This window comes from Pseudomonas paraveronii, from assembly GCF_963681955.1.
Taxonomy (GTDB): domain Bacteria; phylum Pseudomonadota; class Gammaproteobacteria; order Pseudomonadales; family Pseudomonadaceae; genus Aquipseudomonas; species Aquipseudomonas paraveronii.
This window is the reverse complement of the sequence record NZ_OY817130.1, coordinates 910,952-936,726: the sequence shown is the minus strand read 5'-3', so window position 1 is coordinate 936,726 and position 25,775 is coordinate 910,952. Positions and strand designations below refer to the sequence as shown.

Sequence of the window (25,775 nt, the reverse complement as noted above, 5' to 3'; positions counted from 1 at the left end):
CCCATGACAAGGCGCGTCCTGCGCCCCGTATTGTGCAGCCGCGCCAGTGTACTCACCCGCGAGCGGCCAATCGCGTACAAGACGCACAATCTGACATTTTATCGTTGAACGCCGAGCAGTCCGAATCCGTCACCTGACTACGCTATAAAGATTCGACAACCTGTGTGCGGAACAGAGACATGAACAACGCTTCCATGACATACGCCTGGGAAGGCATCAACCGCCAGGGACGCAGGGTGAGCGGGCAAGCCATCGGCCACGACCTCGCGCTGATCAAGGCACAACTGCGCCAGCAAGGGATTTGCCCAGGCCGCGTGCGCAAGCAATCTCGCGGCCTGCCGAGCCTCACTCCACCGATCAAACCGGCGGATATTGCCCTGTTCACCCGCCAGTTGGCGACGCTGCTGAAGGCCGGCATTCCGTTACTGCAAGCCTTCGACGTCATCAGCGAAGGCTTCGACAACCGCCACATGTGCAAGCTGGTAAATGGCTTGAAACAGGAGATCGGCGCCGGCAATAACCTGGCGTCGGCATTGCGCAAACAGCCGCGTTACTTCAATGACTTGTACTGCAACCTGGTGGCCGCGGGTGAGCAGGCCGGCGCCCTGGAAACCCTGTTGGAGCGAGTGGCGGTTCACCTGGAAAAGAGCGAACGGCTCAAGGCCAGGATCAAGAAAGCCATGACCTACCCCATCGCCGTCATCGCCGTCGCCAGCCTTGTCAGCAGTCTCTTGCTGATCCATGTGGTGCCGCAGTTCCAGAACCTGTTCGCCGGAGTCGACAGCAAGCTGCCCGGTTTTACCCTGCATGTGATTGCCTTGTCCGAGTTCCTGCAACAAGCCTGGTGGATGCTGGCGCTCAGCCTCGGCGCGGGAGGTTTCGGGGTGCGCCAGGCCTATCGCGCATCGCCCGGTTTTCGCCATTGGCTGGATGCCGGTTTGTTGAAAGCGCCCCTGGCAGGCACACTGCTGAAAAAGTCGGCAGTCGCCCGCTACGCCCGCACGCTTTCGACTACGTTCGCGGCCGGAGTGCCGTTGGTGCAGGCCCTGGACTCAGTGGCCGCCGCTGCCGGCAACCAGCTATTCAAACAGGCTATCGAGCATATGCGTCACGATGTATCCACAGGCATGCCGTTGAACCGATCCATGGCCTCCAGCGGCCTGTTTCCCGGCATGGCGATCCAGATGACGGCGATTGGTGAAGAATCCGGCACCCTGGAGCACATGCTGGAAAAGGTCGCGAGCCACTACGAGTCTGACGTCGACAATCTGGTCGACCACCTCACCAGCCTGATGGAACCGCTGATCATGGTGGTGCTCGGAGGGATTGTCGGCGCCTTGGTAATCGCCCTGTACCTGCCGGTCTTCCAACTCGGTACGGCATTTTGAACCTGCTGCTGAGCCAGCAGCCGTGGGCCTTTGTCGTCATGGCTCTGGTGCTGGGCCTGATCGTGGGCAGTTTCCTCAACGTGCTGGTGTGGCGCCTGCCGAAAATGCTCGAACGCGAATGGCGCGCGCAGGCCCATGAGGTGCTCGGTTTGCCCGGCGATCCCGTCGGGCCGAGATACAACCTGATGCAGCCCAATTCCTGCTGCCCGCATTGCAATCAGCCGATTCGGCCCTGGGAAAACATCCCGCTGCTCAGCTACCTGATGCTCCGGGGCCGTTGTACGCATTGCCGCGAAGCGATCAGCGCGCGTTATCCCTTTACCGAACTGGCGTGCGCAGTGATCTCGGCCGTGGTGGCCTGGCATTTCGGCTTTGGCTGGCAAGCCGGCGCGGTGATGCTGTTGAGCTGGGGCTTACTGGCAATGAGCTTGATCGACGTGGACCACCAACTGCTGCCCGACGTGCTGGTCCTGCCGCTGTTGTGGCTGGGGCTGATGCTTAACAGTATCGGGTTGCTGGTGCCCCTGCCCGACGCACTGTGGGGCGCGGTGATCGGGTACATGAGCCTGTGGACGGTGTTCTGGCTGTTCAAGCTGGCCACCGGCAAGGACGGCATGGGCTACGGCGACTTCAAGTTGTTGGCGCTGCTCGGCGCCTGGGGCGGCTGGCAAATCCTGCCGATGACGTTGCTGATCTCATCGCTGGTGGGCGTGTGCGGCGGGCTGATCCTGCTGCGCCGGAGCAAGACCCAGACCTCCGCGCCGATGCCGTTTGGTCCCTATCTGGCAATTGCCGGCTGGATTGCCGTGCTCTGGGGTGGTCAAATAACCGACTTCTATTTGCAGTCTGTCGGTTTCAGATGACCACTCCTGTTGCAACACCCTGGATTCTTGGCCTTACGGGCGGCATCGGCAGCGGAAAAAGCGCTGCGGCCCAGCACTTCAGCGACCTCGGCGTAGACCTGGTAGATGCCGATCACGCCGCCCGCTGGGTGGTCGAGCCTGGCCGGCCGGCACTCGCCAGTATTGTCGAACACTTCGGTGCCGGCGTGCTGCAGCCCGACGGCCAGTTGGACCGCGCCGCATTGCGCAAGCTGATCTTTGAAGTGCCGCAAGAGCGCCGCTGGCTGGAAGCCTTGCTGCACCCGTTGATTGGCGAGGAGATTCGCAACCACCTGGCGCGAGCGCGCTCGCCTTACGCGATCCTGGTGTCGCCGCTGCTGATCGAATCCGGCCAGTACCGCATGACCCAGCGCATCCTGGTGATCGACGTGCCGCAATCCGTGCAGATTCAGCGTACCCTGCAGCGCGACGGCATCAGCGAACAACAGGTGCAGGCGATACTCAAGGCCCAGTCCAGCCGCGAAGACCGCCTGAGCCATGCCGATGACGTGCTGGTCAATGACCGCGACCTCGCCTGGTTGCACAGCGAGGTCGAGCGACTGCACCACTTTTACCTTACTTTGCGTGGAGGCCGATCATGAGCCAACCCTTGACCGTCGAATGCCCAACCTGCGGCGCACCCGTGGAATGGAAAGCGACCAACCTCAACCGGCCGTTCTGCTCGGACCGTTGCAAACTCATCGACCTGGGGGCCTGGGCCGCGGAGGAACATAAGATCCCCGTGACTCAGGACGCCGAAGACGAGCTGTTTTCCGAAGAACTGCCACCGCGCCATTAAGGCCGCATAAAGGCATATTCCTGCTGGTCGTCGAGGTTCTCTGCAAGGTATTGCAGCTCGTCGGCCAAGTCTTCGAAACTACGTACACCCTTGCTCTGCTGCACCACCGCGCTGAGCATCGCGCGCAAGGTCAAGCCTGGGTCAAAACCGATTTCTTGTGCCGCGTCCTGGCTTCTGTGCAACTCCTGACGTGCCCATTCATACACACTCATGATCCGCGCTCCCGTCTTGCTCAGGAAAAGTTTCACAAAGCATGGGCCAGCCAAGCTGGGCGCGATTTGATCTGGGTCAAGTCTGCGAATCGTCATCTTTCCAGGGCGCCGAGAGGTAGCGAGTGCGGTTGAATGTCTCCAGCCATTCCGGGCAAAACACCACCAGGGCGCTGATCACCATGCCGTTGATGAAGGCCTCGGGAAAGATGATCAGCCACAGGTAGCCGACAAAATCCTCGAGCCATTCCGGCATCGCGAAACGCCCGTCGAACCACAGCAACCCCAGCCCAGCCAACAGGCAGAGCAACGCCGACAATGCGGCGGCGAAAAAACCGGAACAGAAGATGTAGACGAAAGGGTTGCGCGGTTGTGCCCGCTCGACAAACACCGCGCAGGTTTCAGTGACCAGCACCGGCAGCACGATCAACAGCAGACCGTTGATACCCATCGCAGCCAGGTCCTGGCGGCCCAGTAACAGCAAGCCCAGTTGCGCGGCAAAACCGCCGACGATTGCCAGCGGCCAGTCGAGCAGCAGGGTCACGGCCGTCATACCGATAAAGTGGTAGGAGACCCCCGTATCGAAGTCGCGCCTCACCAACCACAACATGAATAACGCAAACACCGTACCGAACAGCAAGTGCTGACGCCGCCGGTCAGCAAACAGCTCGACCCATGGCGAACGCAGGATCGCCCATAGCAGCACTGGCGCGTACAACAGCCAGCCGATGCTGAGGGTTTGCGGCGCCAGCACCGCCGCACTGATCACGGTTTCACCTGCTCCAGTGCCTCACGCAGCTCAGCAGCAGAGCCGTACTCGTGGCGTGCTGTCAGTTTGCCGTTATCCAATTGCAGCCACAGCACCTTATCCACCGGCGCGGGATATCGCGGAGCGATGCGTGCGTCCCGGTCCAGCATGACTCGGTAGTTGTAGGACTTCATGGCCGGCACCGCGAACAGCTTGGCGACCAGCCGAGGCATACGCTGGATATCCGCGACAAACACCCCATGCCGCGCTTCAAGATAGCCTTTGGGCTGGCCCTGCAGGGCCGCGTCCACCAGCTTGGCGGCATCCATGCCGCGGGCCACCAACAGGATCTGTGCCTGGTCATCCAGGGTGTAAGCCTGGTCGAACTGATCCAGCAGCGTCCAGGGTGCCACACGCTCACCCACTTCTACCGCCTGGGCCCACACGGGCAACAGGCTCAACAACAGCACTGCGAAAAACTTCACTGCACACCTCATGCTTGGGAGAAAGTCGAGTCGACAGTCTACACCGGGCTTTAGCGCAGGGACTTTCTACGGCCTGAATGGATGTGGGAAAACGGTAGCAGTCACTATATGTTCAATGATGACGGCCCGAACCTCTGCACTCCCAGTGATATCTGGCATGGAAAAGTCGATCAACGTATTCCGATACAACGACAACGCAGGCGGCAAGAGGACACACTCGCCGCCTTTAGTCGTGTCTTCTACGCGTCGCTAACTAAGCACTGAACCGCTTGATCCAATCCAGGCTTTCAACCGTGAGGCCGGTAGGCCGGTATTCACAGCCGATCCATCCCTGATAACCGCGTTGCTCTAGTGCAGTGAACAAGGCGCAGACGTCCATGCTCCCCGTCCCCGGCTGGTGACGACCCGGACAGTCGGCGATTTGCACATGAACGGTTCGCTCGTAAAAACGAGCCAGGACATCAGCCGCGTCTCCCGTCAGGAGCTGGGCGTGGTACAGATCAAGAATCAGCCCGACACTCGGGAAAGTCTCCAGGACTAGCTGCGCCTTGCTGAAGTCGGACATGTAATAGCCCGGCATTTCCTGCACGCAGATGACTTCGATCAGTGGACGCAAACCCTGGTCTTCAAGGTATTTCACCGCGTATTCCAGGTTTCCGCCGTACACGAGCGCGGCGTCATCCTGAGTGGTAACGCCCGACATGATGTGGACGTCCGAACATGCCAGTGCCTTTGCATAGCTGGCGGCCTGGAGCAAGCCGCTGCGAAAATCATCTTCCTTGCCATGCAACGCCGCGATGCCTTTGGTCACGCCGGTCGGCGCAGCAAATTGAATCAACGGCAGGTTGTGTTGCGCCAAATGATCTGCAAGCAGGCTCGCGTCGAACGCATAAGGCGACGGGAATTCAACCGCGCGAAAACCAGCAGCGGCGGCGGCTTCGATGCGTTGCAGGAATGGCAATTCATTGAATTGAAAGCCAAGGTGAGCGTTGAATTTAAGCATAGGGCAGGTATCCGTCCTGGAAAGGAGCTTCAAAAGGTTGTTCAACACGTGCCTGCGCCTATGGCGCAGACACTCGGCGCTGCTTGGTATGGTATTTTCCCACCCCAGTTCGATTGGGGGGCCGGCCCCGATAGGAACAGACTGACGCCGACCATTCGAGAGAGAGCCTGTGATCAAGAAAGACCTTGCCTTGCAGTTGGCACCGCAGGTCATCGACATGGTTCGCGCCCGGTCGATGCGGGCCGGTGAGCCCTTGCGCGAGCATACGTTCGCGCAAGCGCTGGGTGTTTCGCGCTCGCCTATCCGACGAGTGTTTGCCTTGCTTGCCGAGTGGAATCTTGCGACCCAAGAGCCCAATCGCGGCTACTTTCTGAAACAAGACGCCGGGGAGATCCAGGCATCCGCATTCCCTCTCGCCAGCGACCCTTTCGAAGACTTTTATCTTCGCGTAGTCGACGACATTTTGGCTGGCGAAATACCTAGCCACTTTTTCGAAGCGCAGCTGTTGCGGCGTTACGAAGTGCCCCGAGGGCAATTGCTCAAGGTGTTGAACAGACTGGCTGGCGAAGCCATGGTGGAGCGCAAACCGGGGCAAGGATGGGAGCTCAAAGACTTCGTGCATAACACGAAGGCTCACATCCAGAGCTACCGCTTTCGCATGGCTATCGAGCCGGCCGCCCTGCTCGAACCCGGCTATCAGGTAAACCAAGCCGCGTTTGCCAGCGCCAGGCAGCAGCAACAGGCCCTGATTGATGGGGGGATCAACACGCTGTCCCGTGCCCAACTGTTCCAGATCGGCGCCCAGTTTCACGAACTGATCGTGCAGTGCTCGGGGAATGTCTTTTTCATTGATGCCCTGCGCCAGCAGAACCAGCTCCGGCGCTTCATGGGCTACAAAGCGAATATCGATCGCAGTCGCCTTGTGACGCAATGTCAGGAACACATCCATCTGCTCGACCTCATCGAGTCCGGCCGCCGCGAAGAAGCCGCGCAATTTCTCTGGAGGCACCTGGACGAAGTGGGCCGACTCAAAACTCATCAGGGCATCCTGCCAAACAATGATGGGATCTAGAGAACACCGCTGACGTTGATAGGAGCGCGCGCTCTGAAATTCGTGCATCAGCTTAGCATGATTGTTTCCCATGACAACAGGATACAAAATGGCGACCAGTAGACTTTCTCCTTTCGCGATAGAGTTTGTTTTTAAGATCACATTTGGGCGCTAAGCTGCACGCATGGATGACTCAGATTATTTGCGCCTGCTCACCGTAGCAGCCGAACAAGCCAATGCGTTCCTGTCCAATGCCCGCAAATGGGAGCGTGAGCGCTGGGTCTGCCAGCGCCTGCTGCAAGGCCTGAACGTGCCGTACCGCGCCGAAGAGTTTCATGCCGCCGGGCAAGAACCGCCGGACGTGCTGTTTCGTGACGCCAGTTTCGAGGTGTTTTTCGTGCTGGACGAGGGACGCCGCCTGAACGATGAATGGCGCGACGAATTGCTGCGCCGACGCAGTGCGTTCTCCCTCAGCCAACTGGTCAGGCGCGAAGCCAAGCCACGGCGGATTCCGGCCCATGAATTCCTGCTGCGCCTGGCGCCGACCCTGCGCAAAAAAGCGCACAACTATAAGGAACGCGGGATGGACCTGGGCGAGCTGGATATCGTCGCCTTCGCCAGCCTCAAGCGCGAGGTGCTGGACCTCAACAGTCATTTCCCGCCGCCCACTGAATACCTGCGCCAGGGCTGGCGCTCGCTGTCGCTGGTGGGGCCGACGTTTGCCCGGGTGCTGTTCGCCCACCCGGACGCGCCGGATTTCTTGCGCAACAATCTGGGGCGCAGCATCGTGTTCGACGTAGGCATCAGCCTATGACTCGGGCACAGGCTACGCTTATGGCGATATCGCCAACCGCCTGACTGTAATGTGGCGCCCTTTTGCAACGTCTACCTGACGAGGCCTTATATGACCAGCCGCCTGAACCCCGACGACCAACAGCATGTCGAAGAGTACCTGCAACTCTCCCAGAACCGAGTCGAGCGCAAGCCTTTCCGGCCGTGGCTGCTCCTTGGTGTGGTGCTGGTGGTGGTGATCGGGCTCGGCCTGCTGAGCCGCCTTTTGAGTTACCTGACGCTATGAGCAGCCTGGCGCTCGCGGGGGTAACTGCTCCGATTTTTTTTAGCCTTGCGAGATATCCCCATGACCCATCGTATTATTGTCGTCGGCGGCGGTGCCGGCGGCCTGGAGTTGGCTACCCGCCTGGGTAACACTCTGGGCAAGCGCGGCAGCGCCAGCATCACGCTGGTGGACACCAACCTGACTCATATCTGGAAACCGCTGCTACACGAAGTGGCCGCCGGTTCGCTGAACTCTTCGGAAGACGAACTCAATTATGTCGCCCAGGCGAAATGGAACCACTTCGAGTTCCAACTGGGTCGCATGAGCGGGCTCGACCGTGAACAGAAGAAAATCCAACTGGCCGCGACCCTCGACGAAGAAGGCCGCGAACTGGTGCCTGCACGCGTGCTCGACTACGACAGCCTGGTGATCGCAGTCGGCAGTACCACCAACGATTTCGGCACCGAAGGCGCGGCACAACACTGCCTGTTCCTCGACACGCGCAAACAGGCGGAGCGCTTCCATCAGCAACTGCTCAATCACTATCTGCGCGCCCATGCCGGGCAAACCGACGCGGTGGAAAAAATCAGCGTCGCCATCGTCGGTGCCGGCGCCACCGGGGTTGAGCTGGCGGCCGAACTGCATAACGCCGCCCATGAACTGGCGGCCTATGGCCTGGACCGGATCAAACCGGAAAACATGCACATCACCCTGATCGAAGCCGGCCCACGGGTATTGCCTGCCCTGCCGGAGCGGATCGGCGGGCCTGTGCATAAAACCCTCGAGAAGCTCGGCGTGACGGTGCTGACCAACTCCGCGGTCAGCGAAGTGACGGCCGACGCATTGATCACCAGCAGCGGCCAAGTGATCCCGGCCAGCCTGAAAGTGTGGGCCGCCGGCATCCGCGCGCCGGGCTTCCTCAAGGACATCGACGGTCTGGAAACCAACCGCATCAATCAACTGCAGGTACTGCCGACGCTGCAAACCACCCGCGATGAAAACATCTTCGCCTTCGGTGACTGCGCCGCCTGCCCGCAACCCGGCACCGACCGCAACGTACCGCCACGGGCCCAGGCTGCGCACCAGCAGGCTTCATTGCTGGCCAAATCGTTGAAACTGCGGATCGACGGCAAGGACCTGCCGTCGTACAAGTACACCGACTATGGCTCGCTGATCTCGCTGTCGCGTTTCTCGGCGGTGGGTAACTTGATGGGCAACCTGACAGGCAGCGTGATGCTGGAGGGCTGGCTGGCGCGGATGTTCTATGTGTCGCTGTACCGCATGCACCAAATGGCGCTGTATGGCGTCTTCCGCACGGCGATGCTGATGCTGGGCAGCAGGATTGGGCGCGGAACTGAGCCGCGGCTCAAACTTCACTAAACACGCAGTCCATGTGGGAGGGGGCTTGCTCCCGAAAGCGGAGCAGTTGGAGCATCTTTGACTGACCCACCGCTATCGGGGGCAAGCCCCCTCCCACATTTGATTTTCAGTGCTCTCACGTTTTGGGCACAAAAAAAATCCCCGTATCTTTCGATACGAGGATTTTTAATATGGTCGGGGTAAGGGGATTCGAACTCCTGACATCCTGCTCCCAAAGCAGGCGCGCTACCGGACTGCGCTATACCCCGGTAAAAAAAAGGCGACCTCTCAGCCGCCTTCTTCGATCAGAGCTTTTGGCCGCTGATCTTAAGATCTGATTCCAGCGTTAACTGGTTTCAAAAATGGTGGGTCGTGTGGGATTCGAACCTACGACCAATTGGTTAAAAGCCAACTGCTCTACCAACTGAGCTAACGACCCAAAAATGGTCGGGGTAAGGGGATTCGAACTCCTGACATCCTGCTCCCAAAGCAGGCGCGCTACCGGACTGCGCTATACCCCGGTTTTGAAATTGGCTCCGTGACCAGGACTCGAACCTGGGACCCAATGATTAACAGTCATTTGCTCTACCGACTGAGCTATCACGGAACTACACATTTCAAATGTACAACTTTTACTGCGATGTAACCTTCTCTTCGACCCTTCCGTATCGCTACGTTAGCGTCTCTGAGGCGCGCTATTCTACAATCTTAAAAACCCCTGTCAACCCCTTAAATTGCTTTTAAGACAATGATTTGCGCTTCTTTCTGATTTCTTCTTGGGGAGAAGAAACCCGTGGGCTGACGATGCTGCGGGGCGCACTTTACAAGCCTTTGCCTTACAGTTCAACGCCCTATCGAAAAAAAAGGCCTCGCAATGCGAGGCCTTCACTTTATAGCCCTACTGACTGGACTCAGTGGAAGACGATTTCGTCGTTCTCCACCGTGGCCTTGACGCTGGTGCCTGGCATAAAGCTGCCCGACAGAATCAACTGGGCCAGCGGGTTTTCGATCCAGCGCTGAATCGCACGCTTCAATGGCCGTGCGCCATACACCGGGTCGTAACCGACTGCGATCAGCTTGTCCAACGCCTCGCGGCTCAGCTCCAGCGACAGCTCGCGCTCGGCCAGACGGCTGCGCAGGCGGCCCAACTGGATCTCGGTGATACCCGCAATCTGATCCCGTGCCAACGGCTCGAAGATCACCACTTCATCGACCCGGTTGATGAATTCCGGGCGGAAGTGCGTGGTCAGCGCATCCATCACCGCGGCGCGCTGCGCTTCACGATCGCCCACCAGTTCCTGGATCTGCACCGACCCCAGGTTGGAGGTCATCACGATCACCGTGTTGCGGAAATCCACAGTACGCCCGTGGCTGTCCGTCAACCGGCCGTCTTCCAGCACCTGCAGCAAGATGTTGAACACATCCGGGTGGGCCTTCTCGACCTCATCCAGCAGGATCACCGAGTAAGGCTTGCGCCGTACCGCTTCGGTCAGGTAACCGCCTTCCTCGTAGCCTACGTAGCCCGGTGGCGCCCCGATCAGGCGAGCCACGGAATGTTTCTCCATGAACTCGGACATATCGATCCGTACCATGGCCTCTTCGGTATCGAAGAGGAACTCGGCCAAGGCCTTGCACAGCTCGGTCTTACCCACACCGGTCGGGCCGAGGAACATGAACGAGCCACTCGGACGATTCGGATCGGACAACCCGGCACGGGAACGCCGCACCGCGTTGGACACTGCCACCACCGCCTCTTCCTGGCCGATCACGCGCTGGTGCAACAGGCTTTCCATCTTCATCAGCTTGTCGCGCTCACCTTCGAGCATTTTCGACACGGGGATACCGGTCCACTTCGAGACGACCTCGGCAATTTCTTCCTCGGTCACCTTGCTGCGCAGCAATTGGTTCTCGCTGTGACCATGCTGGTCGACCATCTGCAGGCTGCGCTCCAGGTCCGGGATCACCCCGTACTGCAACTCGGCCATGCGGTTCAGGTCGCCCTTACGGCGTGCGGCTTCCAGCTCCTGGCGCGACTGCTCGATCTTTTGCTGGATCTGCGCCGAACCCTGCACTTCGGCTTTTTCCGCGTTCCAGATTTCTTCGAGGTCCGAATACTCGCGTTCCAGACGAAGGATTTCCTCCTGGAGTTTTTCCAGGCGTTTTTTCGCCGCTTCGTCCTCTTCTTTTTTCAGCGCCTGGGATTCGACTTTCAGTTGAATCAGGCGCCGATCCAGACGGTCGAGCACTTCCGGCTTGGAGTCGATCTCCATACGGATACGGCTGGCCGCTTCGTCGATCAGGTCGATGGCTTTGTCGGGCAGTTGCCGGTCGGTGATATAGCGATGGCTCAATTTGGCCGCCGCAATGATCGCGCCGTCAGTGATCGCCACCTTATGGTGAACCTCATAGCGTTCTTTCAGGCCCCGCAGGATCGCGATGGTGTCTTCTTCGCTCGGCTCTTCCACCAACACTTTCTGGAAACGCCGCTCTAGGGCCGCATCCTTCTCGATGTACTGGCGGTATTCGTTGAGCGTAGTTGCACCCACACAGTGCAACTCGCCCCGCGCCAAGGCAGGCTTGAGCATGTTGCCAGCGTCCATCGAGCCTTCGCCTTTACCGGCGCCGACCATGGTGTGCAGCTCGTCGATAAACAGAATGATCTGCCCTTCCTGCTTCGACAGCTCGTTAAGCAGGGACTTGAGGCGCTCTTCGAACTCGCCACGGAATTTGGCGCCGGCGATCAGCGATCCCATGTCCAGCGACAGCAAGCGCTTGCCTTTCAGGCCGTCCGGTACTTCACCGTTGATGATGCGCTGGGCCAAGCCCTCTGCGATCGCGGTTTTACCCACGCCTGGCTCACCGATCAGCACGGGGTTGTTCTTGGTGCGACGCTGCAGAACCTGGATGGTGCGACGAATTTCGTCGTCACGGCCGATCACCGGGTCAAGCTTGCCTTCTTCGGCACGCTTGGTCAGGTCGACAGTGTATTTATCCAGGGCCTGGCGCGACTCCTCGTGGTTGGGGTCGTTCACCGCTTCGCCGCCACGCAGGTTGTTGATGGCGTTTTCCAGGGCTTTTTTGCTCACGCCCTGGCCCAGCAACAATTTGCCGAGCTTGCTGTTTTCGTCCATGGCGGCGAGCAGCACCAGCTCGCTGGAGATGAACTGGTCGCCCTTCTGCTGGGCCAGACGGTCCGCTTGATTGAGCAGGCGCGCCAAATCCTGGGACATATTCACGTCGCCGGTAGGATTCTGGATTTTCGGCAGTTGGTCGAGCTCTTTGCTCAACTCCTTGCGCAGGCTGTTGACGTCGAAGCCCACCTGCATCAGCAAGGGCTTGATAGAACCACCTTGCTGTTCCAAGAGCGCCTGCATCAAGTGTGCAGGCTCAATGGCCGGGTGGTCGAGGCCGACCGCCAGGGATTGGGAGTCAGATAAGGCCAATTGCAATTTACTGGTTAAACGATCAATACGCATTAGTCACCTTCCTTTTGAGCAGGCCGGAGCTACAAACACATCCTAAATGAAGAAACCTGCCAGATAGCCCTATAGATGTGGTCGATTCTGGGAGATTCAAGCGTCGGACAGTTGACGTAGATCAGAAGAGTCTAGCGCTCCAGCCAAATAAGGGAGGCGAACCGACCCGTGCGTGGACTGCGACGGTAAGAAAAAAAGCGCGGATCGCTCACGGTGCAGTACCCGCCGCCGTAAACGGCGGTGATACCGCGTGCGGCCAGGCGCAGACGAGCCAGTTGGTAGATGTCGGCCATGAACTTGCCGGGATTGCGGCTGGGCACAAAGGCTTGGGCGGTGCTCGGCAGTTGCTGCACGAATGCTTCCCGCACTTCCGGGCCGACTTCGAAGGCTTGCGGGCCAATGGCCGGGCCCAACCAGACCAATACGTCAGCAGGCTCGGTTTCCAGGCTTTCGACTGCGGCTTCGAGCACGCCTGCGGCCAAGCCACGCCAACCCGCATGAGCAGCGGCGACGCGCGTGCCGGCGCGGTTGCAGAACAGCGCAGGCAAGCAATCAGCAGTCATGGAGGTGCAGGCGATGCCCGGCGTACTGGTCCAACTGCCATCGGCTTCGGCAATACGCCCGGGGTCGGCTTCGACCACGCTTACTCCGTGGACTTGGCGCAGCCAGGCCGGCTGGATATGAAAGGCTTCGGTGAGGCGACGGCGATTCTCAAGCACAGCCTCAGGGCTGTCCTCGACGTGATCGCCCAGGTTGAGGCTGTCGAACGGCGCCAGGCTGACGCCGCCCGCACGGGTAGTGACGCAGGCCTTGACCTGAGCCGGCGCGGGCCAGTCAGGAATCAGCCAGTCACTCACCCGACAAATGCCTCGCGATCCTGCTTGAGCAGCGACAGCAACCAGACCAGATCGTCCGGCAGAGGCGATTCCCAGCTCATCCGCTTACCGCTCGTCGGATGATCCAGCTCCAGGAAACGCGCATGCAGCGCCTGGCGCGGGAAGGATTTCAGCGATTCAACCATGGTGGCACTGGCCGCTGGCGGAATACGGAAGCGACCACCGTAGGCAGGATCTCCGACCAACGGGAAGTTGATGTGCGCCATGTGTACGCGAATCTGGTGGGTACGGCCGGTTTCCAGCTTGACCCGCACATGGGTGTGGGAGCGGAAACGCTCCAGCACACGGTAGTGGCTAACGGCCTGTTTGCCGCCTTCCATCACCGCCATACGCTGGCGCTGCTGGCCGTGCCGGCCGATAGGCGCGTTGATTTTGCCACCCGCCACCACGACGCCGATCACGATGCACTCGTAGATCCGGCTGACGCTGCGGCTCTGCAACTGTGTAACCAGCTGCGTCTGGGCTTGAATGGTCTTGGCCACCACCATCAAGCCGGTCGTGTCCTTGTCCAGGCGGTGTACGATGCCGCAGCGCGGGACATTGATGATGTCCGGCACGTGGTGCAACAGGGCATTGAGCAAGGTGCCATCAGCGTGCCCGGCCGCCGGGTGTACCACCAGGCCTGCGGGTTTGTTGATGACCAGGATGTCGTCGTCTTCATAGACGATGTCCAGCTCGATGTCCTGGGCGACCCATTCTCCCTGGGCTTCCTGCTCGGCAGTCAGCTCAAGAATCGCACCGCCATGGACTATGTCTCGCGGGCGGATAACCGCTCCATCCACAGTCAGGCGGCCGTCTTTGATCCAGGCGGAAAGGCGCGAGCGCGAGTGCTCAGCGAATAATTGTGCGGCGACTTGATCGAGGCGTTGGCCGCCCAATTCGGACGGCACCTCTGCGCGAAGTTCAATTTTATCGGACATGCTCAGACTAGGCGTGGCACAGCCTTTGGTTTCGGCTGCGCGCTTGTGGTTAAATACGGCGTCTTTTGCCCCGATGCTTTCAACGGGGCGCTCATCATAACAGGACGGCCCCGCCCAAGACAGCGGCCGTCATAGGGACGCAAGCCGCCATGCAAGTGAAACACCTGCTGCTGATCGCCATCCTCGCCATGACTGCTGCTTGCTCGTCAACAAAGGAAGTCGTCGACGAAAACCTGAGCGAAGTCGAGCTGTATCAACAAGCTCAAAAAGACTTGGACAATAATAGCTACACCAGCGCCACAGCCAAGCTGAAGGCCCTGGAGTCGCGCTATCCGTTCGGGCGCTATGCCGACCAGGCCCAGCTCGAGCTGATCTACGCCAACTACAAGAACGCCGAGCCGGAAGCTGCCAAGTCCGCCGCCGAGCGTTTTATCCGCCTGCACCCGCAGCACCCGAACGTGGACTACGCCTACTACCTCAAGGGCCTGACCTCGTTCGACCAGGACGTGGGCCTGCTGGCGCGCTTCCTGCCGCTGGACATGACCAAGCGTGACCCGGGCGCTGCCCGCGACTCCTACAACGAGTTCGCCCAGCTGACCAGCCGCTACCCCAACAGCCGCTACGCGCCGGACGCCAAGCAGCGCATGATCTACCTGCGCAACCTGCTGGCCGCCTACGAAATCCACGTAGCCCATTACTACCTGACCCGTCAGGCCTACGTGGCCGCTGCCAACCGCGGCCGTTATGTCGTGGAAAACTTCCAGGAAACCCCTTCCGTGGGTGACGGCCTGGCGGTGATGACCGAGGCTTACCAGCGCCTGCACCTGGACGCCCTGGCGACCACCAGCCTGGAAACCCTGAAGCTCAACTACCCGGACCACCCTAGCCTGAAAGACGGCCAGTTCGTGCCTCAGGTTGCCGAAGCCGACAACCGTTCGTGGCTGAGCAAGTACACCCTGGGCCTGATCGAGTCCCGTCCACCGCTGCCGCCGGGAGAAACCCGCGCCAACCAGGACGTGGTCAAGCAGTTCCAGGACGCCAAGGAAGCCATCCCTGCGGACCTAAAGCCCCATGATGAAAATGGCGATGTGATCGAAGAGGAAGCGCCGCAAGCCCTGGGCAACAACCAGGACCGCTCGTGGTTCAGCTACATGACCTTCGGCGTGTTCGACTGATCATTCGACGCAACGTAAAAAGGGAGCCCTTCGGGGCTCCCTTTTTTATGCGCAAGCATTATTGCGCTGTGCGCCTGCCACGTCCTTGGCTAAACTGGCGCATTCCTTGTCGAGAAACTACCCATCATGGTTCGTCTACTGTTCTGGATTGCCGTCATTGCTGCCGCGGTATGGTTCTGGCGCAAATTCAAAAACCCGGCCATCAAACAGCAGCGCTCCGGCGAACCCGACGCCACGCCGATGGTGCGCTGCGCTCACTGCGGCGTGCATCTGCCGCAGGACCGAGCACTGAGCTCACGGCAAGAATGGTACTGCACCCAGGCGCATCTGGAGCAAGGGCCGAAAGCTATCCAGCGTTGATCCGACCTGCCGGCGCATAGGGTGCCGGGTCGATGATCGGCGTGCGCTCCAGCAGCAAATCGGCGAATAATTGGCAGGACGCCGGTGCCAGCACGAGGCCGTTGCGATAATGCCCGCAATTGAGCCACAGCCCGTTGAAACCAGGGACCGGGCCGATGTAGGGAATACCTTCCGGCGAGCCTGGCCGCAGGCCCGCCCAATGGCCCACCACCTCGGCATCCGCCAAGGCGGGAATCAACTCCACGGCCGAAGCCTTCAGGCTCTCCAGCGCCGACTCGGTCGGCGTCTTGTCGAACCCTTCATGTTCCAGGGTACTGCCAATCAGAATGTGCCCGTCACGCCGGGGGATCGCATAACGTCCCTTGGCCAGGACCATGCTCGACAGAAAATCCGAGGCGCATTTGTACAGAATCATCTGGCCTTTGACCGGCTCAACCGGCAGTGACAATCCCAGTTTGCCCAGCAATTCTCCACTCCAGGCACCCGCCGCAAGCACGACCTGATCACCAAGAACCGGCCCAGTGGGCGTATTCACCCCGACGACGTTGTCGCCGTCCAACACAAACCCGTCAACTTCGCACTGCTCGTGAACCGTCACGCCAGGGAGCGCCAACAGCGCCGCCTTGAGGGATTTGATCAGGCGCGGGTTGCGCACATTCGCCACATTTTCCATGTAGATCGCCTGGGAGTAGCCACCGCCGAGCACCGGAACCGCATCATGGACGGCCGACACAGCCACCTTGCTCAACGGTCGCCCTTCGCGCGCGGCCCAGGCCAGGGCGTCGGCTTCATCTTCCAGGTCCAGCCAGTAGAGGCCGGTGGTGTGAACCTGCGGGTCAACGCCGGTATCAGCAAACAAGCGCTCGGCCAGTTGTGGATAAAAGTCCTGGGACCAATGGGCCAAAGCCGTGACCGCCGGGCTGTAGCGCCACGGATACAGGGGCGAGACAATGCCGCCACCTGCCCACGAGGACTCCTGCCCGAGCCCCGAGCGCTCCAGCAATACAACCGCCTGCCCCTGGGTCGCCAGATTGAACGCCGTCAACAAGCCGATTACTCCGCCACCGACAACCACCACTCGCTGTTGCTTAGCCATCATTTGATCCAGCCGATAAAAAGGGAAAAGCGCACTCGGCGCCCACTCATTCAGCACACCCATCACTGCCCCCAGCACGCCTTGCGTGACATTCCCGGCGCCGCTCCCGGATTGGTTCGCACACCGGAACTGGTCAGGCTGAATGCCCCGCAAGCGTCGCCCGCCATGACAGAGTCGACGCCAGGTGTGGCCAGCAGGCTGAAATCCTGAGGGTTCAATACTGCAGTGATTCTATAGCGATCATTGCCAACGCTGACGCCGCTTGCATCAATATAACTGCCGTTCTTCGTGTAATACCGCTCCAGATGCTGAGCGTGCTCGGTCAACAGCACGACAATTTCCGCGCGGTAGGCCTTGTTTACATGGCCGACATACCCCGGATAAGCGATACCGGCCAGCACAGCGATGATCGCTACGGCGATCAGTAATTCAATCAACGTAAAACCCTGGCTATCCATGCCCATTGCACTGCTCCTTAATAAAGTTGTCGCCACATCACTCGCCGAAACCGCGAGCGCCCGCCTTCGTCCACCCGTGCATACATGGCCTCCAGCACCGTGCGCGACTGGCCACTGAACCCCACCGCCGTGACCCGATACACCATTGCCGGCATCTGCGGGGGCAAGTGAACCAGCCCCACCGCCGGCCCGAGCGCTTGAACAGCGTAGAGACCGCCGCTCATGGCAACCCAGTTCACCGTCGAAACGGGATGGGTTCCAGGACTTATCACCGAAGACGATTCGCGCGGCGGCGCACAGGTGATGATCGACGAGCACACAGGCCGCGCACCACCGGCCTGACGCACACTCGCCTCCCCCAGCCTCAGGCCACTTTCGGCACTTTGCAGCGACTGGTTACGGTGCCAGACACTGCTGGCGACCTTCTGCTGGGACACCGCACCTTGCATCGAAGACAATCCGATCATCGATAGCAACAACAGGAACACCAGACTGATCAGCAGCACCATGCCCGCCTGCCGTCGTTCAACAATGCGAAACAGCGTCATGGTCGCTCTACCCCAGCCGGTTACGCAGCGCCGCAACCACGCTCCAGGTTTGCGCCTTCACCAACCCTGCCGGGTCTTGCAGCGTCAACAGGATGCGCACACTGCGTATCAGCGATTCGTCGGCAGGGCCAGGGTCATAGCGCACCACATGTGTCGAATCAGGCTTGGCCGCCACGCCGAAACTGATCTCGAACGCCTGCACGTTGTCCACCAGTACTGTCTTGGCCGGGGCTGCCGGGGTGCTGACTTTCAACTGGCCGGCCTCGAAGGTGTAGGTAAGCTGACGTATCGCAAAGCGTATCTGCCCCGGCGCAGCAGGGGGTGGGATGCCAGCATAAGCGTGGGCAGAACCGGTGCAGTCGGACAACACAGTCCAATCCGGCTTGCCGCCGTCCGCGCCGACCTCTGCGCTAACCAGGGTCAGCGACCTTGAAGCGCCCGCGACACTCCAACTGATGGGCCGTTCGAAGGCCAACGGCGCACCTTCGATCAATGCCGTATCCAGGCAACCCAACATGCCCGCCAGGCGAATGTCCTGAATCAGTTTGCCGAGCGCAAACCGCGCATCATCCTGCAGCAGCATGGCGGCCTGCTGGCTGGCATGGGTCGTTCGAGCGCTGATGGCGACTTGGCTGACCCCGAGGCTCAGCACTAGCCCAAGCGTCAATGCCAGCAGCAACTCCAGCAAGCTGAAACCCTGCTCCCGTCGCTTCATTGCACCACCTGCGATTCGTCGGCGACGCGACTGGTGAGTGTGAATGTTTCCCTCGCCCCAGCGTTTTTTGCCCCCCTGGCGTCATCCCAACTGATGCTGACGATCACTTCATTGGCACGAACGACCACCGAGCCACTGCCGCTGTCGCCGGCGAAACCGAGGATGTTGGCCTCGAAATCGTGCAGGTCGAGGTCACGCACACTGGCCGTCGACGTGAATGGTGGTGCGCGCTCGCTTCGCGCCCACGAGTAGTCGGCGCCGGAGTTGGCGCGAATGCGGTCCAGCATGTCGTAGGCGATAAAGCTCGCCTGGCTGGTCATCCGCGAGCTGTCGGTGTACTTGAGCGCATTGAGCTGGACCACCGCGACCCCCAACAGGCCGATCACGAGAATCAGCACCGCCACCACCACCTCGATCAGGGTCATGCCGGTTTGGTGGCGGGAAGTTAAAGGTCGAAAAAAGGCAGTCGGGCAAGCAAGCATTACCGTCGTCATCCCTGTCGAAGGCCGGAAAAAAGCAGGAAAAACCTGCTGTGCGGCCCAAGACTAGCGCCGGTTTTTGGCCTGCGCTGCTCCCGGAACAAAGGGAAATACTTTGGACATAAAGGCCAGCATTCAACACCACGAGCCGGACGCTATACCTAGGCATGCCATCTGAGTATCCATCACGTCCACGGAGGGACGGCACATGACACAGCGAGGTTTCACCCTGATCGAACTACTGCTCGGGCTTATCCTGAGCGGCATCCTTGCGCAACTGGCGGTACCCAGTTTCAAGGGTTTGCTGGAATCCCAGCAGCGACAAAGCGCTGCCCAGTCGTTGGCTGGCGGCCTGCGCTATGCGCGCACCGAAGCCATCGCGCGCAACCGGGCGGTAGTCATGCATGCCGTGGACGATGATTGGAGCCGGGGCTGGCGGGTGATCGTGGATCTGAACGGGCGCGGCCATCTGGACGACGATAATCCCGTGCTGCTGGAGCACCAGGACAATGGGCGCGTGCAGATCGTGGGCAATGGACCGGTCAGGAGCCAGGTACGCTTCAGCGGGCTGGGCGAGCCGGTCTTTGCTGGCGGGGGCTTTCGTGCTGGCACCGTGCATGTATGCGCCACGGACCAGGCACAAAGCCTGTTTCAAGTGGTGCTGGCCCCCAGCGGGCGCATCAGCCTGCGCCGAGATAAAACCGAGCAGGCATTATGCCGAGGCTCGCTCAACACCCTGGGACTCAGAGCAGCGAACGAACCCGCAGCTCCTTGGGCATGGAGAAAGTGATGTTCTCCTCACGACCGGCCAACTCATCGGCACCTGTGGCACCCCAGGCCTGCAACTGTTGGATCACACCGCGCACCAGGACTTCCGGCGCCGAGGCGCCCGCCGTGATGCCGATACGCTCGACGCCATCGAACCAGCTGCGCTGCATGTCCTCGGCGCCGTCGATCAGGTACGCCGGCGTGGCCATGCGTTCAGCCAGTTCACGCAGGCGGTTGGAGTTGGAACTGTTAGGGCTGCCGACGACCAGCACCACATCACATTCATCGGCCAGTTGCTTGACCGCATCCTGGCGGTTTTGCGTGGCGTAGCAGATGTCGTCCTTGCGCGGGCCGCCAATCGCTGGGAAGCGTGTGCGCAGGGCATCGATCACCCGGCTGGTGTCATCCATGGACAAGGTGGTCTGGGTGACGAAGGCCAAACGCTCCGGGTTGTGTACCTGCAAGTTGGCGACGTCTTTCTCGTCTTCCACCAGGTAGATCGCGCCACCGTTGCCGCCGTCGTACTGGCCCATGGTGCCTTCGACTTCCGGGTGGCCGGCGTGGCCGATCAGGATGCATTCACGGCCATCGCGGCTGTAGCGCGCGACCTCGATATGCACCTTGGTGACCAACGGGCAGGTGGCATCGAACACTTTCAGGCCACGGCCTGCCGCTTCGGTACGTACAGCCTGGGATACACCATGGGCACTGAAGATTACGATGACGTCGTCCGGCACCTGGTCGAGTTCTTCGACAAAGATGGCGCCGCGAGCGCGCAAGTCTTCGACCACGAATTTGTTGTGGACGACTTCATGGCGCACGTAAATCGGCGGCCCGAAGACTTCCAGGGCGCGGTTGACGATTTCGATCGCCCGGTCCACGCCGGCGCAGAAGCCACGGGGGTTGGCGAGTTTGATTTGCATGCTGTGCCTCGTGTCTTTGTGGGAGCTGGCTTGCCTGCGATGCGGTCGACTCGGTGTATCAGGTACACCGAGGTGATGCCATCGCAGGCAAGCCAGCTCCCACACAAGCCAGCGCCCGCAGGAGCCGGTTCTGTCAGTTAGAGCGCTTTAACGTCGAAGATTTCTACGTCAAACGTCAAGGTTTTACCGGACAACGGGTGGTTGAAGTCGATGGTCACTTGCGCATCATCGAAGGCTTTGACCACACCCGGCAGCTCGGTATTCGCCGCATCGTTAAAAATCACCAGCAGGCCTTCCGACAGGTCCATGTCCTGGAACTGTGAACGCGGGATGATCTGTACGTTCTGCGGGTTGGGCTGGCCAAAGGCGTTTTCCGGCAGGATCTGCAGGGTGCGCTTGTCGCCCGCCTTGAAGCCGAACAGGGCCGCTTCAAAACCCGGCAGCAGGTTGCCGTCGCCCACCTTGAAGGTTGCCGGGGATTTGTCGAACGTGCTGTCGACCGTGTCGCCATTCTCCAGGCGCAATGCGAAATGCAAGGTGACTTCCGTGTTCTGGCCGATGCGTTGTTCAGCCAATACCTGATCAGTCATGAACGGTCTCTCCGGTTTTCTTACTTTTGAACATATCGAGTGCCAGCATGATTGCACCGACGGTGATGGCGCTGTCAGCAAAATTGAACGCCGGGAAGTAATGGCGATTCTGCCAATGCACCAGAATGAAATCGATCACATGGCCCAAGGCGATGCGGTCGTACAGGTTGCCCAGCGCGCCGCCCAGCACCAGTGCCAAGGCGATGGCCAGCCAGGTGTCATCGCGCCCCAGGCGCTTGAGCCAGACCACCAGCACCGCACTGACCACCACGGCGATCAGGGCGAACAACCAGCGCTGCCAGCCGCCGCCATCGGCAAGGAAGCTGAACGCCGCGCCGGTGTTATAGGCCAGGGTCCAACTGAAGTAATCCGGGATCACCACGATTTGCTGGAACATCTCCAGGGTGCCCTCGAAGTGAGCCTTGCTGACCTGGTCGATGACCAGGACCAGCACGCTCAATACGAGCCAGCCAAGACGTCCGAAACGACTGGCGTTAGGCATAGTGACGAACCTCACCGGCACCGCTGATGTTGTCGACGCAACGACCGCAGATTTCCGGATGCTCAGGGTTCACGCCGACATCTTCACGGCAGTGCCAGCAACGGGCGCACTTAGGGAAGGCCGACTTGACGACTTTGAGCTTGAGGCCAGGCACCTCGGTAGCCACGGCGTCCGCCGGGGCCTGGGCGAATGGCGCCAGGCTCGCGGTGGAGGTGATCAGCACGAAGCGCAGTTCGTTGCTCAGCTTGGCCAGGTCGGCGCTCAGGCCTTCCTCGGCAAACAGGGTGACTTCGGCTTGCAGGTTGCCACCGACGGCTTTGGCCGCACGCTGGACTTCCAGCTCCTTGTTCACGGCCACTTTCACCGCCATCACGCCTTCCCAGTATGCGCGGCCCAGTTCGAAGTCGGCCGGCAGTTCGGTCAGGCCTTCGTACCAGGTGTTGAGCATCACGGACTCGTTGCGCTCGCCCGGCAGGTATTCCCACAGTTCGTCGGCGGTGAAGGCCAGGATCGGCGCGATCCAGCGCACCAACGCTTCGGAGATGTGATACAGCGCGGTCTGCGCCGAGCGGCGCGCCTTGCTGTTGGCGCCGGTGGTGTACTGGCGGTCCTTGATGATGTCGAGGTAGAAACCGCCCAGCTCCTGCACGCAGAAGTTGTGAATCTTCGAATAGACGTTCCAGAAGCGGTATTCACCGTAGTGCTCCTGCAACTCGCGTTGCAGCAACAGGGTACGGTCCACGGCCCAACGGTCCAGGGCGAGCATGTCCTCGGCCGGCAGGATGTCGGTGGCCGGGTTGAAACCGGTCAGGTTCGACAGCATGAAGCGTGCGGTATTACGGATACGACGGTAGGCATCGGCGCTGCGCTGCAGGATCTGCTCCGACACGGCCATCTCGCCCGAATAATCGGTCGAGGCGACCCACAGGCGCATGATATCGGCGCCCAGGGTGTCGTTGACCTTTTGCGGCGCGATCACGTTGCCCAGGGACTTGGACATCTTGCGGCCGTTTTCGTCGACGGTGAAACCGTGGGTCAGCAGTTCGCGGTACGGTGCGTGGTCGTCGATGGCGCAACCGGTCAAAAGCGACGAGTGGAACCAGCCACGGTGCTGGTCCGAACCTTCCAGGTACAGGTCGGCGCGCGGGCCGGTTTCGTGACCCATCGGGTGCGAACCGCGCAGCACGTGCCAATGGGTGGTGCCGGAGTCGAACCACACATCAAGGGTGTCGCTGATCTTGTCGTACAGCGGCGCTTCGGCGCCCAACAGCTCGGCGGCGTCCAGCTTGAACCAGGCTTCGATGCCTTCCTGCTCAACGCGCTGGGCCACGACTTCCATCAGTTCGACGGTACGCGGGTGCAGCTCGCCGCTTTCCTTGTTAAGGAAGAACGGGATCGGCACGCCCCAGTTGCGCTGGCGGGAGATGCACCAGTCCGGACGGTTGGCGATCATCGAGTGCAGGCGCGCTTGGCCCCAGGCCGGGACGAACTTGGTGTCCTCGATGGCTTTGATCGCGCGGTTACGCAGGGTTTCGCCACTGGCCGGTTCTTTATCCATACCGATGAACCACTGCGCGGTGGCGCGGTAGATCAGCGGGGTCTTGTGGCGCCAGCAGTGCATGTAGCTGTGGCTGATGGTCTCGGTGTGCAACAGCGCGCCGACTTCCGACAGCTTGTCGATGATCGGCTGGTTGGCCTTGAAGATGAACTGGCCGCCGAAGAACTCCAGGGACGGCGCATAAACACCGTTGCTCTGCACCGGGTTCAAAATGTCGTCGTTGACCATGCCATAGGCTTTGCAGGTCACGAAGTCGTCTACGCCGTAAGCAGGAGCGGAGTGAACGATGCCGGTGCCGGCGCCCAGTTCAACGTAGTCAGCCAGGTACACCGGCGACAGGCGGTCGTAGAACGGGTGACGGAAGTTGATCAGTTCCAGCGCGGAACCGGTGGTGGTGGCGATCACCGAACCTTCCAGCGCGTAACGCGCCAGGCAGGCTTCAACCATCTCTTCGGCCAGCACCAGCAGGCGATCACCAACATCCACCAGGGCGTAGGTGAATTCCGGGTGGACGTTCAGCGCCTGGTTGGCGGGGATGGTCCACGGGGTGGTGGTCCAGATCACGATGGCGGCTGGCTTGGCCAGGCTTGCCAGGCCAAAGGCCGCGGCCAGCTTGGCGTCGTCGGCGATCGGGAAGGCCACGTCGATGGTCGAGGACTTCTTGTCTTCGTACTCGACTTCCGCTTCAGCCAGGGCCGAACCGCAGTCAAAGCACCAGTTCACGGGCTTGAGGCCCTTGAACACGAAACCGCCCTTGACGATTTCGGCCAAGGCGCGGATTTCACCGGCCTCGTTCTTGAAATCCATGGTCTTGTAGGGGTTGGCCCAGTCGCCCAGGACGCCCAGGCGGATGAACTCGGACTTCTGCCCTTCGATCTGCTCGGTGGCGTAGGCACGGCACAGTTCGCGGGTTTTATCGGCGCCCAGGTTCTTGCCGTGGGTCACTTCGACTTTGTGTTCGATCGGCAGGCCGTGGCAATCCCAACCCGGGACATACGGCGCGTCGAAACCCGACAGGGTCTTCGAGCGGACGATCATGTCCTTGAGAATCTTGTTCAGCGCATGACCGATGTGAATCGTGCCGTTGGCATAAGGAGGGCCGTCGTGCAGGACGAATTTCGGACGATCCTTGCCAATCTCGCGCAACTTTCCGTACAGGCCAATACTGTCCCAGCGCTGCAGGATCTGCGGTTCGCGCTGTGGCAGGCCGGCCTTCATTGGGAAGGCGGTGTCCGGAAGGTTTAGCGTGGCTTTATAGTCGGTCATTTAAGGCTCTTCGGTTAGCGATGGGCGCTAGGTGCGGCTAGGGCACGGGCGGCGGCGACATCCGCATTGATCGCCGTTTTCAACGCCTCAAGGGAGGCGAAACGCTGCTCTTCACGCAGCTTTTGGTGGAAAACCACCGTCAAACGCCGGTCATACAGATCACCGGCAAAATCCAAAAGGTGAACTTCCAGGTGGGCCTTGCCATCACCTGCAACCGTGGGCCTGACGCCTATATTGGCGACTCCCGGCCACGATTGGCCGTCGATGTCGACACTCACCAGGTAAACCCCGGTCAGCGGCACACGACGGCGCTTGAGCTGCACGTTAGCGGTTGGCGTGCCCAGTTGGCGCGCCAGCTTCTGGCCGTGCAATACCCGTCCGGCAATGCGGAACGGACGACCGAGCAAACGCTCGGCCAAGGCGAAGTCGGCGGCAGCCAGGGCATTACGCACCTGGGTACTGCTCACGCGCAGGCCGTCCAGTTCGACGGTTTGCGCGGCTTCGACGGTAAAACCCTGGGTCACGCCAGCGTGTTGCAGAAAATCGAAATCGCCGACCCGGTCACACCCAAAACGGAAGTCGTCGCCGACCTCCAGATGCTGCACGCCCAAGCCATCCACCAGGATACGGTCGACGAACTCGGCGGCGCTGAGGCTGCGCAAACGCTGGTTGAAGGCCAGGCACAGCACACGGTCCACGCCCTCCTCCGCCAACAGTTGCAGCTTGTCGCGCAAGCGGGCCAGGCGCGCCGGTGCCGTTTCCGGGGTAAAGAATTCCCGCGGCTGTGGCTCAAAAATCACCACGCAGCTGGGCACGCCCAACTCGACCGCACGCTCGCGCAGCCGGGCCAGGATAGCCTGGTGGCCACGGTGTACACCGTCAAAGTTGCCAATAGTGGCGACGCAGCCCCGATGCTGGGGGCGCAGGTTGTGGAGACCTCGAACCAGCTGCATAACGCGCTTCTTGCTCATAAAGTGGTCGATTATAACCACACCCGGCCCCGGATCACAGGCAACAGCGCAGGGCAAAACGGATGGAATCGATAAAACACCGGTTTTATCGCGG

The 25,775-nt window shown here is 60.5% G+C and carries 28 protein-coding genes and 4 tRNA genes; 11 read left to right on the top strand and 21 right to left on the bottom strand.

The annotated features are described in order from the left end of the window. The first annotated feature begins 179 nt into the window (after positions 1–179). Genes U5A08_RS04145 through yacG form a run of 4 tightly spaced genes read left to right on the top strand, consistent with a single transcriptional unit; the run spans position 180 to position 3,068 of the window. On the top strand, positions 180–1,388 hold the full coding sequence (locus U5A08_RS04145; protein ID WP_321850450.1) for a type II secretion system F family protein: 1,209 nt from the start codon (positions 180–182) through the stop codon (positions 1,386–1,388). Further along, positions 1,385–2,251 (top strand): prepilin peptidase, encoded by an 867-nt coding sequence (locus U5A08_RS04140; protein ID WP_321850449.1) that lies wholly within the window; start codon positions 1,385–1,387, stop codon positions 2,249–2,251. The genes U5A08_RS04145 and U5A08_RS04140 overlap by 4 nt, the downstream gene beginning before the upstream one ends. Further along, positions 2,248–2,871 (top strand): dephospho-CoA kinase, encoded by a 624-nt coding sequence (gene coaE, locus U5A08_RS04135; RefSeq protein WP_253393356.1) that lies wholly within the window; start codon positions 2,248–2,250, stop codon positions 2,869–2,871. Before U5A08_RS04140 ends, coaE begins: the two co-directional genes overlap by 4 nt. After that, entirely contained in the window at positions 2,868–3,068 is a 201-nt protein-coding gene (gene yacG, locus U5A08_RS04130) for a DNA gyrase inhibitor YacG (protein ID WP_253393355.1), read from the top strand. Before coaE ends, yacG begins: the two co-directional genes overlap by 4 nt. Here the strand turns inward: yacG and U5A08_RS04125 are convergent. The 4 genes from U5A08_RS04125 to U5A08_RS04110 all read right to left on the bottom strand — a co-directional run bounded on the left by U5A08_RS04125 (position 3,065) and on the right by U5A08_RS04110 (position 5,513). Beyond that, complete coding sequence (locus tag U5A08_RS04125; RefSeq protein ID WP_247396658.1) at positions 3,065–3,280, bottom strand: hypothetical protein; 216 nt, start codon at positions 3,278–3,280, stop codon at positions 3,065–3,067. The two genes, yacG and U5A08_RS04125, sit on opposite strands and share 4 nt — an antisense overlap. A gap of 76 nt (positions 3,281–3,356) precedes the next feature. After that, on the bottom strand, positions 3,357–4,046 hold the full coding sequence (locus tag U5A08_RS04120; RefSeq protein WP_253393354.1) for an energy-coupling factor ABC transporter permease: 690 nt from the start codon (positions 4,044–4,046) through the stop codon (positions 3,357–3,359). Then, positions 4,043–4,510 (bottom strand): FAD/FMN-containing dehydrogenase, encoded by a 468-nt coding sequence (locus U5A08_RS04115; protein ID WP_321850447.1) that lies wholly within the window; start codon positions 4,508–4,510, stop codon positions 4,043–4,045. Before U5A08_RS04115 ends, U5A08_RS04120 begins: the two co-directional genes overlap by 4 nt. Before the next feature lie 253 nt (positions 4,511–4,763). Further along, positions 4,764–5,513, bottom strand: a complete 750-nt coding sequence (locus U5A08_RS04110) for a hydroxypyruvate isomerase family protein (RefSeq protein WP_253393352.1) — start codon at positions 5,511–5,513, stop codon at positions 4,764–4,766. Positions 5,514–5,682: 169 nt separating this feature from the next. Here U5A08_RS04110 and U5A08_RS04105 point away from each other — a divergent pair, with 169 nt between their 5' ends. From U5A08_RS04105 to U5A08_RS04090, 4 genes are all read left to right on the top strand, one after another. Next, positions 5,683–6,585, top strand: coding sequence for a GntR family transcriptional regulator (locus U5A08_RS04105; protein ID WP_321850445.1), 903 nt, complete (start codon positions 5,683–5,685; stop codon positions 6,583–6,585). 163 nt (positions 6,586–6,748) lie between these two features. Continuing rightward, complete coding sequence (locus U5A08_RS04100) at positions 6,749–7,378, top strand: DUF1780 domain-containing protein (RefSeq protein WP_017845475.1); 630 nt, start codon at positions 6,749–6,751, stop codon at positions 7,376–7,378. A 90-nt stretch (positions 7,379–7,468) separates the two neighbouring features. After that, the gene (locus tag U5A08_RS04095) at positions 7,469–7,642 is read left to right on the top strand and encodes a DUF3094 family protein (RefSeq protein WP_016976295.1); all 174 of its coding nucleotides are present in this window, start codon (positions 7,469–7,471) and stop codon (positions 7,640–7,642) included. A 60-nt stretch (positions 7,643–7,702) separates the two neighbouring features. After that, a complete protein-coding gene (locus U5A08_RS04090; RefSeq protein ID WP_253393350.1) occupies positions 7,703–9,001 on the top strand; it encodes an NAD(P)/FAD-dependent oxidoreductase in 1,299 nt (432 codons plus the stop codon). A gap of 171 nt (positions 9,002–9,172) precedes the next feature. Here U5A08_RS04090 and U5A08_RS04085 read toward each other — a convergent pair. The 7 genes from U5A08_RS04085 to rluD all read right to left on the bottom strand — a co-directional run bounded on the left by U5A08_RS04085 (position 9,173) and on the right by rluD (position 14,272). Further along, a tRNA-Pro gene (locus tag U5A08_RS04085) sits at positions 9,173–9,249 on the bottom strand. Between the two features lie 94 nt (positions 9,250–9,343). Then, positions 9,344–9,419 (bottom strand) — tRNA-Lys (locus U5A08_RS04080). Positions 9,420–9,424: 5 nt separating this feature from the next. Next, positions 9,425–9,501, bottom strand: a tRNA-Pro gene (locus U5A08_RS04075). 10 nt (positions 9,502–9,511) lie between these two features. Continuing rightward, positions 9,512–9,587, bottom strand: a tRNA-Asn gene (locus tag U5A08_RS04070). Positions 9,588–9,891: 304 nt separating this feature from the next. After that, a complete protein-coding gene (gene clpB, locus U5A08_RS04065) occupies positions 9,892–12,456 on the bottom strand; it encodes an ATP-dependent chaperone ClpB (protein WP_253393349.1) in 2,565 nt (854 codons plus the stop codon). Between the two features lie 131 nt (positions 12,457–12,587). Next, positions 12,588–13,313, bottom strand: coding sequence for a peptidoglycan editing factor PgeF (pgeF, locus tag U5A08_RS04060; protein WP_253393348.1), 726 nt, complete (start codon positions 13,311–13,313; stop codon positions 12,588–12,590). Further along, positions 13,310–14,272: a 23S rRNA pseudouridine(1911/1915/1917) synthase RluD gene (rluD, locus tag U5A08_RS04055; protein ID WP_253393347.1), complete on the bottom strand. Its 963-nt coding sequence runs from the start codon at positions 14,270–14,272 to the stop codon at positions 13,310–13,312. The genes pgeF and rluD overlap by 4 nt, the downstream gene beginning before the upstream one ends. 149 nt (positions 14,273–14,421) lie before the next feature. On the opposite strand from rluD, the gene U5A08_RS04050 reads away from it, so the two are divergent. After that, positions 14,422–15,447: an outer membrane protein assembly factor BamD gene (locus U5A08_RS04050; protein ID WP_247396683.1), complete on the top strand. Its 1,026-nt coding sequence runs from the start codon at positions 14,422–14,424 to the stop codon at positions 15,445–15,447. A 126-nt stretch (positions 15,448–15,573) separates the two neighbouring features. Next, a complete protein-coding gene (locus U5A08_RS04045; RefSeq protein WP_253393346.1) occupies positions 15,574–15,807 on the top strand; it encodes a PP0621 family protein in 234 nt (77 codons plus the stop codon). On the opposite strand, the gene thiO is transcribed toward U5A08_RS04045, so the two are convergent. The 5 genes from thiO to pilV form a co-directional block, all read right to left on the bottom strand. Further along, a complete protein-coding gene (gene thiO / locus U5A08_RS04040; protein ID WP_321850439.1) occupies positions 15,794–16,903 on the bottom strand; it encodes a glycine oxidase ThiO in 1,110 nt (369 codons plus the stop codon). The genes U5A08_RS04045 and thiO overlap by 14 nt on opposite strands. Positions 16,904–16,965: 62 nt before the next feature. Then, positions 16,966–17,367 (bottom strand): type IV pilin protein, encoded by a 402-nt coding sequence (locus tag U5A08_RS04035; RefSeq protein ID WP_282598504.1) that lies wholly within the window; start codon positions 17,365–17,367, stop codon positions 16,966–16,968. An 11-nt stretch (positions 17,368–17,378) separates the two neighbouring features. Beyond that, the gene (locus U5A08_RS04030; RefSeq protein ID WP_253393344.1) at positions 17,379–17,909 is read right to left on the bottom strand and encodes a pilus assembly PilX family protein; all 531 of its coding nucleotides are present in this window, start codon (positions 17,907–17,909) and stop codon (positions 17,379–17,381) included. A 7-nt stretch (positions 17,910–17,916) separates the two neighbouring features. Beyond that, complete coding sequence (locus U5A08_RS04025; protein WP_321850436.1) at positions 17,917–18,624, bottom strand: PilW family protein; 708 nt, start codon at positions 18,622–18,624, stop codon at positions 17,917–17,919. Next, the gene (pilV, locus tag U5A08_RS04020; protein WP_321850434.1) at positions 18,621–19,106 is read right to left on the bottom strand and encodes a type IV pilus modification protein PilV; all 486 of its coding nucleotides are present in this window, start codon (positions 19,104–19,106) and stop codon (positions 18,621–18,623) included. Before pilV ends, U5A08_RS04025 begins: the two co-directional genes overlap by 4 nt. Before the next feature lie 205 nt (positions 19,107–19,311). Here pilV and U5A08_RS04015 point away from each other — a divergent pair, with 205 nt between their 5' ends. Beyond that, positions 19,312–19,893, top strand: coding sequence for a GspH/FimT family pseudopilin (locus U5A08_RS04015; protein ID WP_321850433.1), 582 nt, complete (start codon positions 19,312–19,314; stop codon positions 19,891–19,893). Here the strand turns inward: U5A08_RS04015 and ispH are convergent. The 5 genes from ispH to ribF form a co-directional block, all read right to left on the bottom strand. Then, positions 19,847–20,794 (bottom strand): 4-hydroxy-3-methylbut-2-enyl diphosphate reductase, encoded by a 948-nt coding sequence (gene ispH, locus U5A08_RS04010; protein ID WP_247396697.1) that lies wholly within the window; start codon positions 20,792–20,794, stop codon positions 19,847–19,849. The genes U5A08_RS04015 and ispH overlap by 47 nt on opposite strands. A 137-nt stretch (positions 20,795–20,931) precedes the next feature. Then, complete coding sequence (locus U5A08_RS04005) at positions 20,932–21,369, bottom strand: FKBP-type peptidyl-prolyl cis-trans isomerase (protein ID WP_247396717.1); 438 nt, start codon at positions 21,367–21,369, stop codon at positions 20,932–20,934. Between the two features lie 7 nt (positions 21,370–21,376). After that, positions 21,377–21,886: a signal peptidase II gene (gene lspA / locus U5A08_RS04000; RefSeq protein WP_247396698.1), complete on the bottom strand. Its 510-nt coding sequence runs from the start codon at positions 21,884–21,886 to the stop codon at positions 21,377–21,379. After that, positions 21,879–24,710, bottom strand: coding sequence for an isoleucine--tRNA ligase (ileS, locus tag U5A08_RS03995; protein ID WP_321850430.1), 2,832 nt, complete (start codon positions 24,708–24,710; stop codon positions 21,879–21,881). The genes lspA and ileS overlap by 8 nt, the downstream gene beginning before the upstream one ends. 14 nt (positions 24,711–24,724) lie before the next feature. Beyond that, complete coding sequence (ribF, locus tag U5A08_RS03990; RefSeq protein WP_017845491.1) at positions 24,725–25,663, bottom strand: bifunctional riboflavin kinase/FAD synthetase; 939 nt, start codon at positions 25,661–25,663, stop codon at positions 24,725–24,727. Between the last annotated feature and the right edge of the window lie 112 nt (positions 25,664–25,775).

Coding starts and splice junctions, on each gene's coding strand:
- yacG (WP_253393355.1), top strand. CDS start 2,868: ATGAGCCAACCCTTGACCGTCGAATGCCCAACCTGCGGCGCACCCGTG.
- U5A08_RS04025 (WP_321850436.1), bottom strand. CDS start 18,624: ATGAAGCGACGGGAGCAGGGTTTCAGCTTGCTGGAGTTGCTGCTGGCA.
- clpB (WP_253393349.1), bottom strand. CDS start 12,456: ATGCGTATTGATCGTTTAACCAGTAAATTGCAATTGGCCTTATCTGAC.
- coaE (WP_253393356.1), top strand. CDS start 2,248: ATGACCACTCCTGTTGCAACACCCTGGATTCTTGGCCTTACGGGCGGC.
- U5A08_RS04045 (WP_253393346.1), top strand. CDS start 15,574: ATGGTTCGTCTACTGTTCTGGATTGCCGTCATTGCTGCCGCGGTATGG.
- U5A08_RS04110 (WP_253393352.1), bottom strand. CDS start 5,513: ATGCTTAAATTCAACGCTCACCTTGGCTTTCAATTCAATGAATTGCCA.
- U5A08_RS04090 (WP_253393350.1), top strand. CDS start 7,703: ATGACCCATCGTATTATTGTCGTCGGCGGCGGTGCCGGCGGCCTGGAG.
- ribF (WP_017845491.1), bottom strand. CDS start 25,663: ATGCAGCTGGTTCGAGGTCTCCACAACCTGCGCCCCCAGCATCGGGGC.
- U5A08_RS04015 (WP_321850433.1), top strand. CDS start 19,312: ATGACACAGCGAGGTTTCACCCTGATCGAACTACTGCTCGGGCTTATC.
- rluD (WP_253393347.1), bottom strand. CDS start 14,272: ATGTCCGATAAAATTGAACTTCGCGCAGAGGTGCCGTCCGAATTGGGC.
- U5A08_RS04095 (WP_016976295.1), top strand. CDS start 7,469: ATGACCAGCCGCCTGAACCCCGACGACCAACAGCATGTCGAAGAGTAC.
- pilV (WP_321850434.1), bottom strand. CDS start 19,106: ATGCTTGCTTGCCCGACTGCCTTTTTTCGACCTTTAACTTCCCGCCAC.
- U5A08_RS04030 (WP_253393344.1), bottom strand. CDS start 17,909: ATGACGCTGTTTCGCATTGTTGAACGACGGCAGGCGGGCATGGTGCTG.
- U5A08_RS04100 (WP_017845475.1), top strand. CDS start 6,749: ATGGATGACTCAGATTATTTGCGCCTGCTCACCGTAGCAGCCGAACAA.
- ispH (WP_247396697.1), bottom strand. CDS start 20,794: ATGCAAATCAAACTCGCCAACCCCCGTGGCTTCTGCGCCGGCGTGGAC.
- U5A08_RS04125 (WP_247396658.1), bottom strand. CDS start 3,280: ATGAGTGTGTATGAATGGGCACGTCAGGAGTTGCACAGAAGCCAGGAC.
- U5A08_RS04050 (WP_247396683.1), top strand. CDS start 14,422: ATGCAAGTGAAACACCTGCTGCTGATCGCCATCCTCGCCATGACTGCT.
- lspA (WP_247396698.1), bottom strand. CDS start 21,886: ATGCCTAACGCCAGTCGTTTCGGACGTCTTGGCTGGCTCGTATTGAGC.
- U5A08_RS04035 (WP_282598504.1), bottom strand. CDS start 17,367: ATGGGCATGGATAGCCAGGGTTTTACGTTGATTGAATTACTGATCGCC.
- U5A08_RS04145 (WP_321850450.1), top strand. CDS start 180: ATGAACAACGCTTCCATGACATACGCCTGGGAAGGCATCAACCGCCAG.
- ileS (WP_321850430.1), bottom strand. CDS start 24,710: ATGACCGACTATAAAGCCACGCTAAACCTTCCGGACACCGCCTTCCCA.
- thiO (WP_321850439.1), bottom strand. CDS start 16,903: ATGGCTAAGCAACAGCGAGTGGTGGTTGTCGGTGGCGGAGTAATCGGC.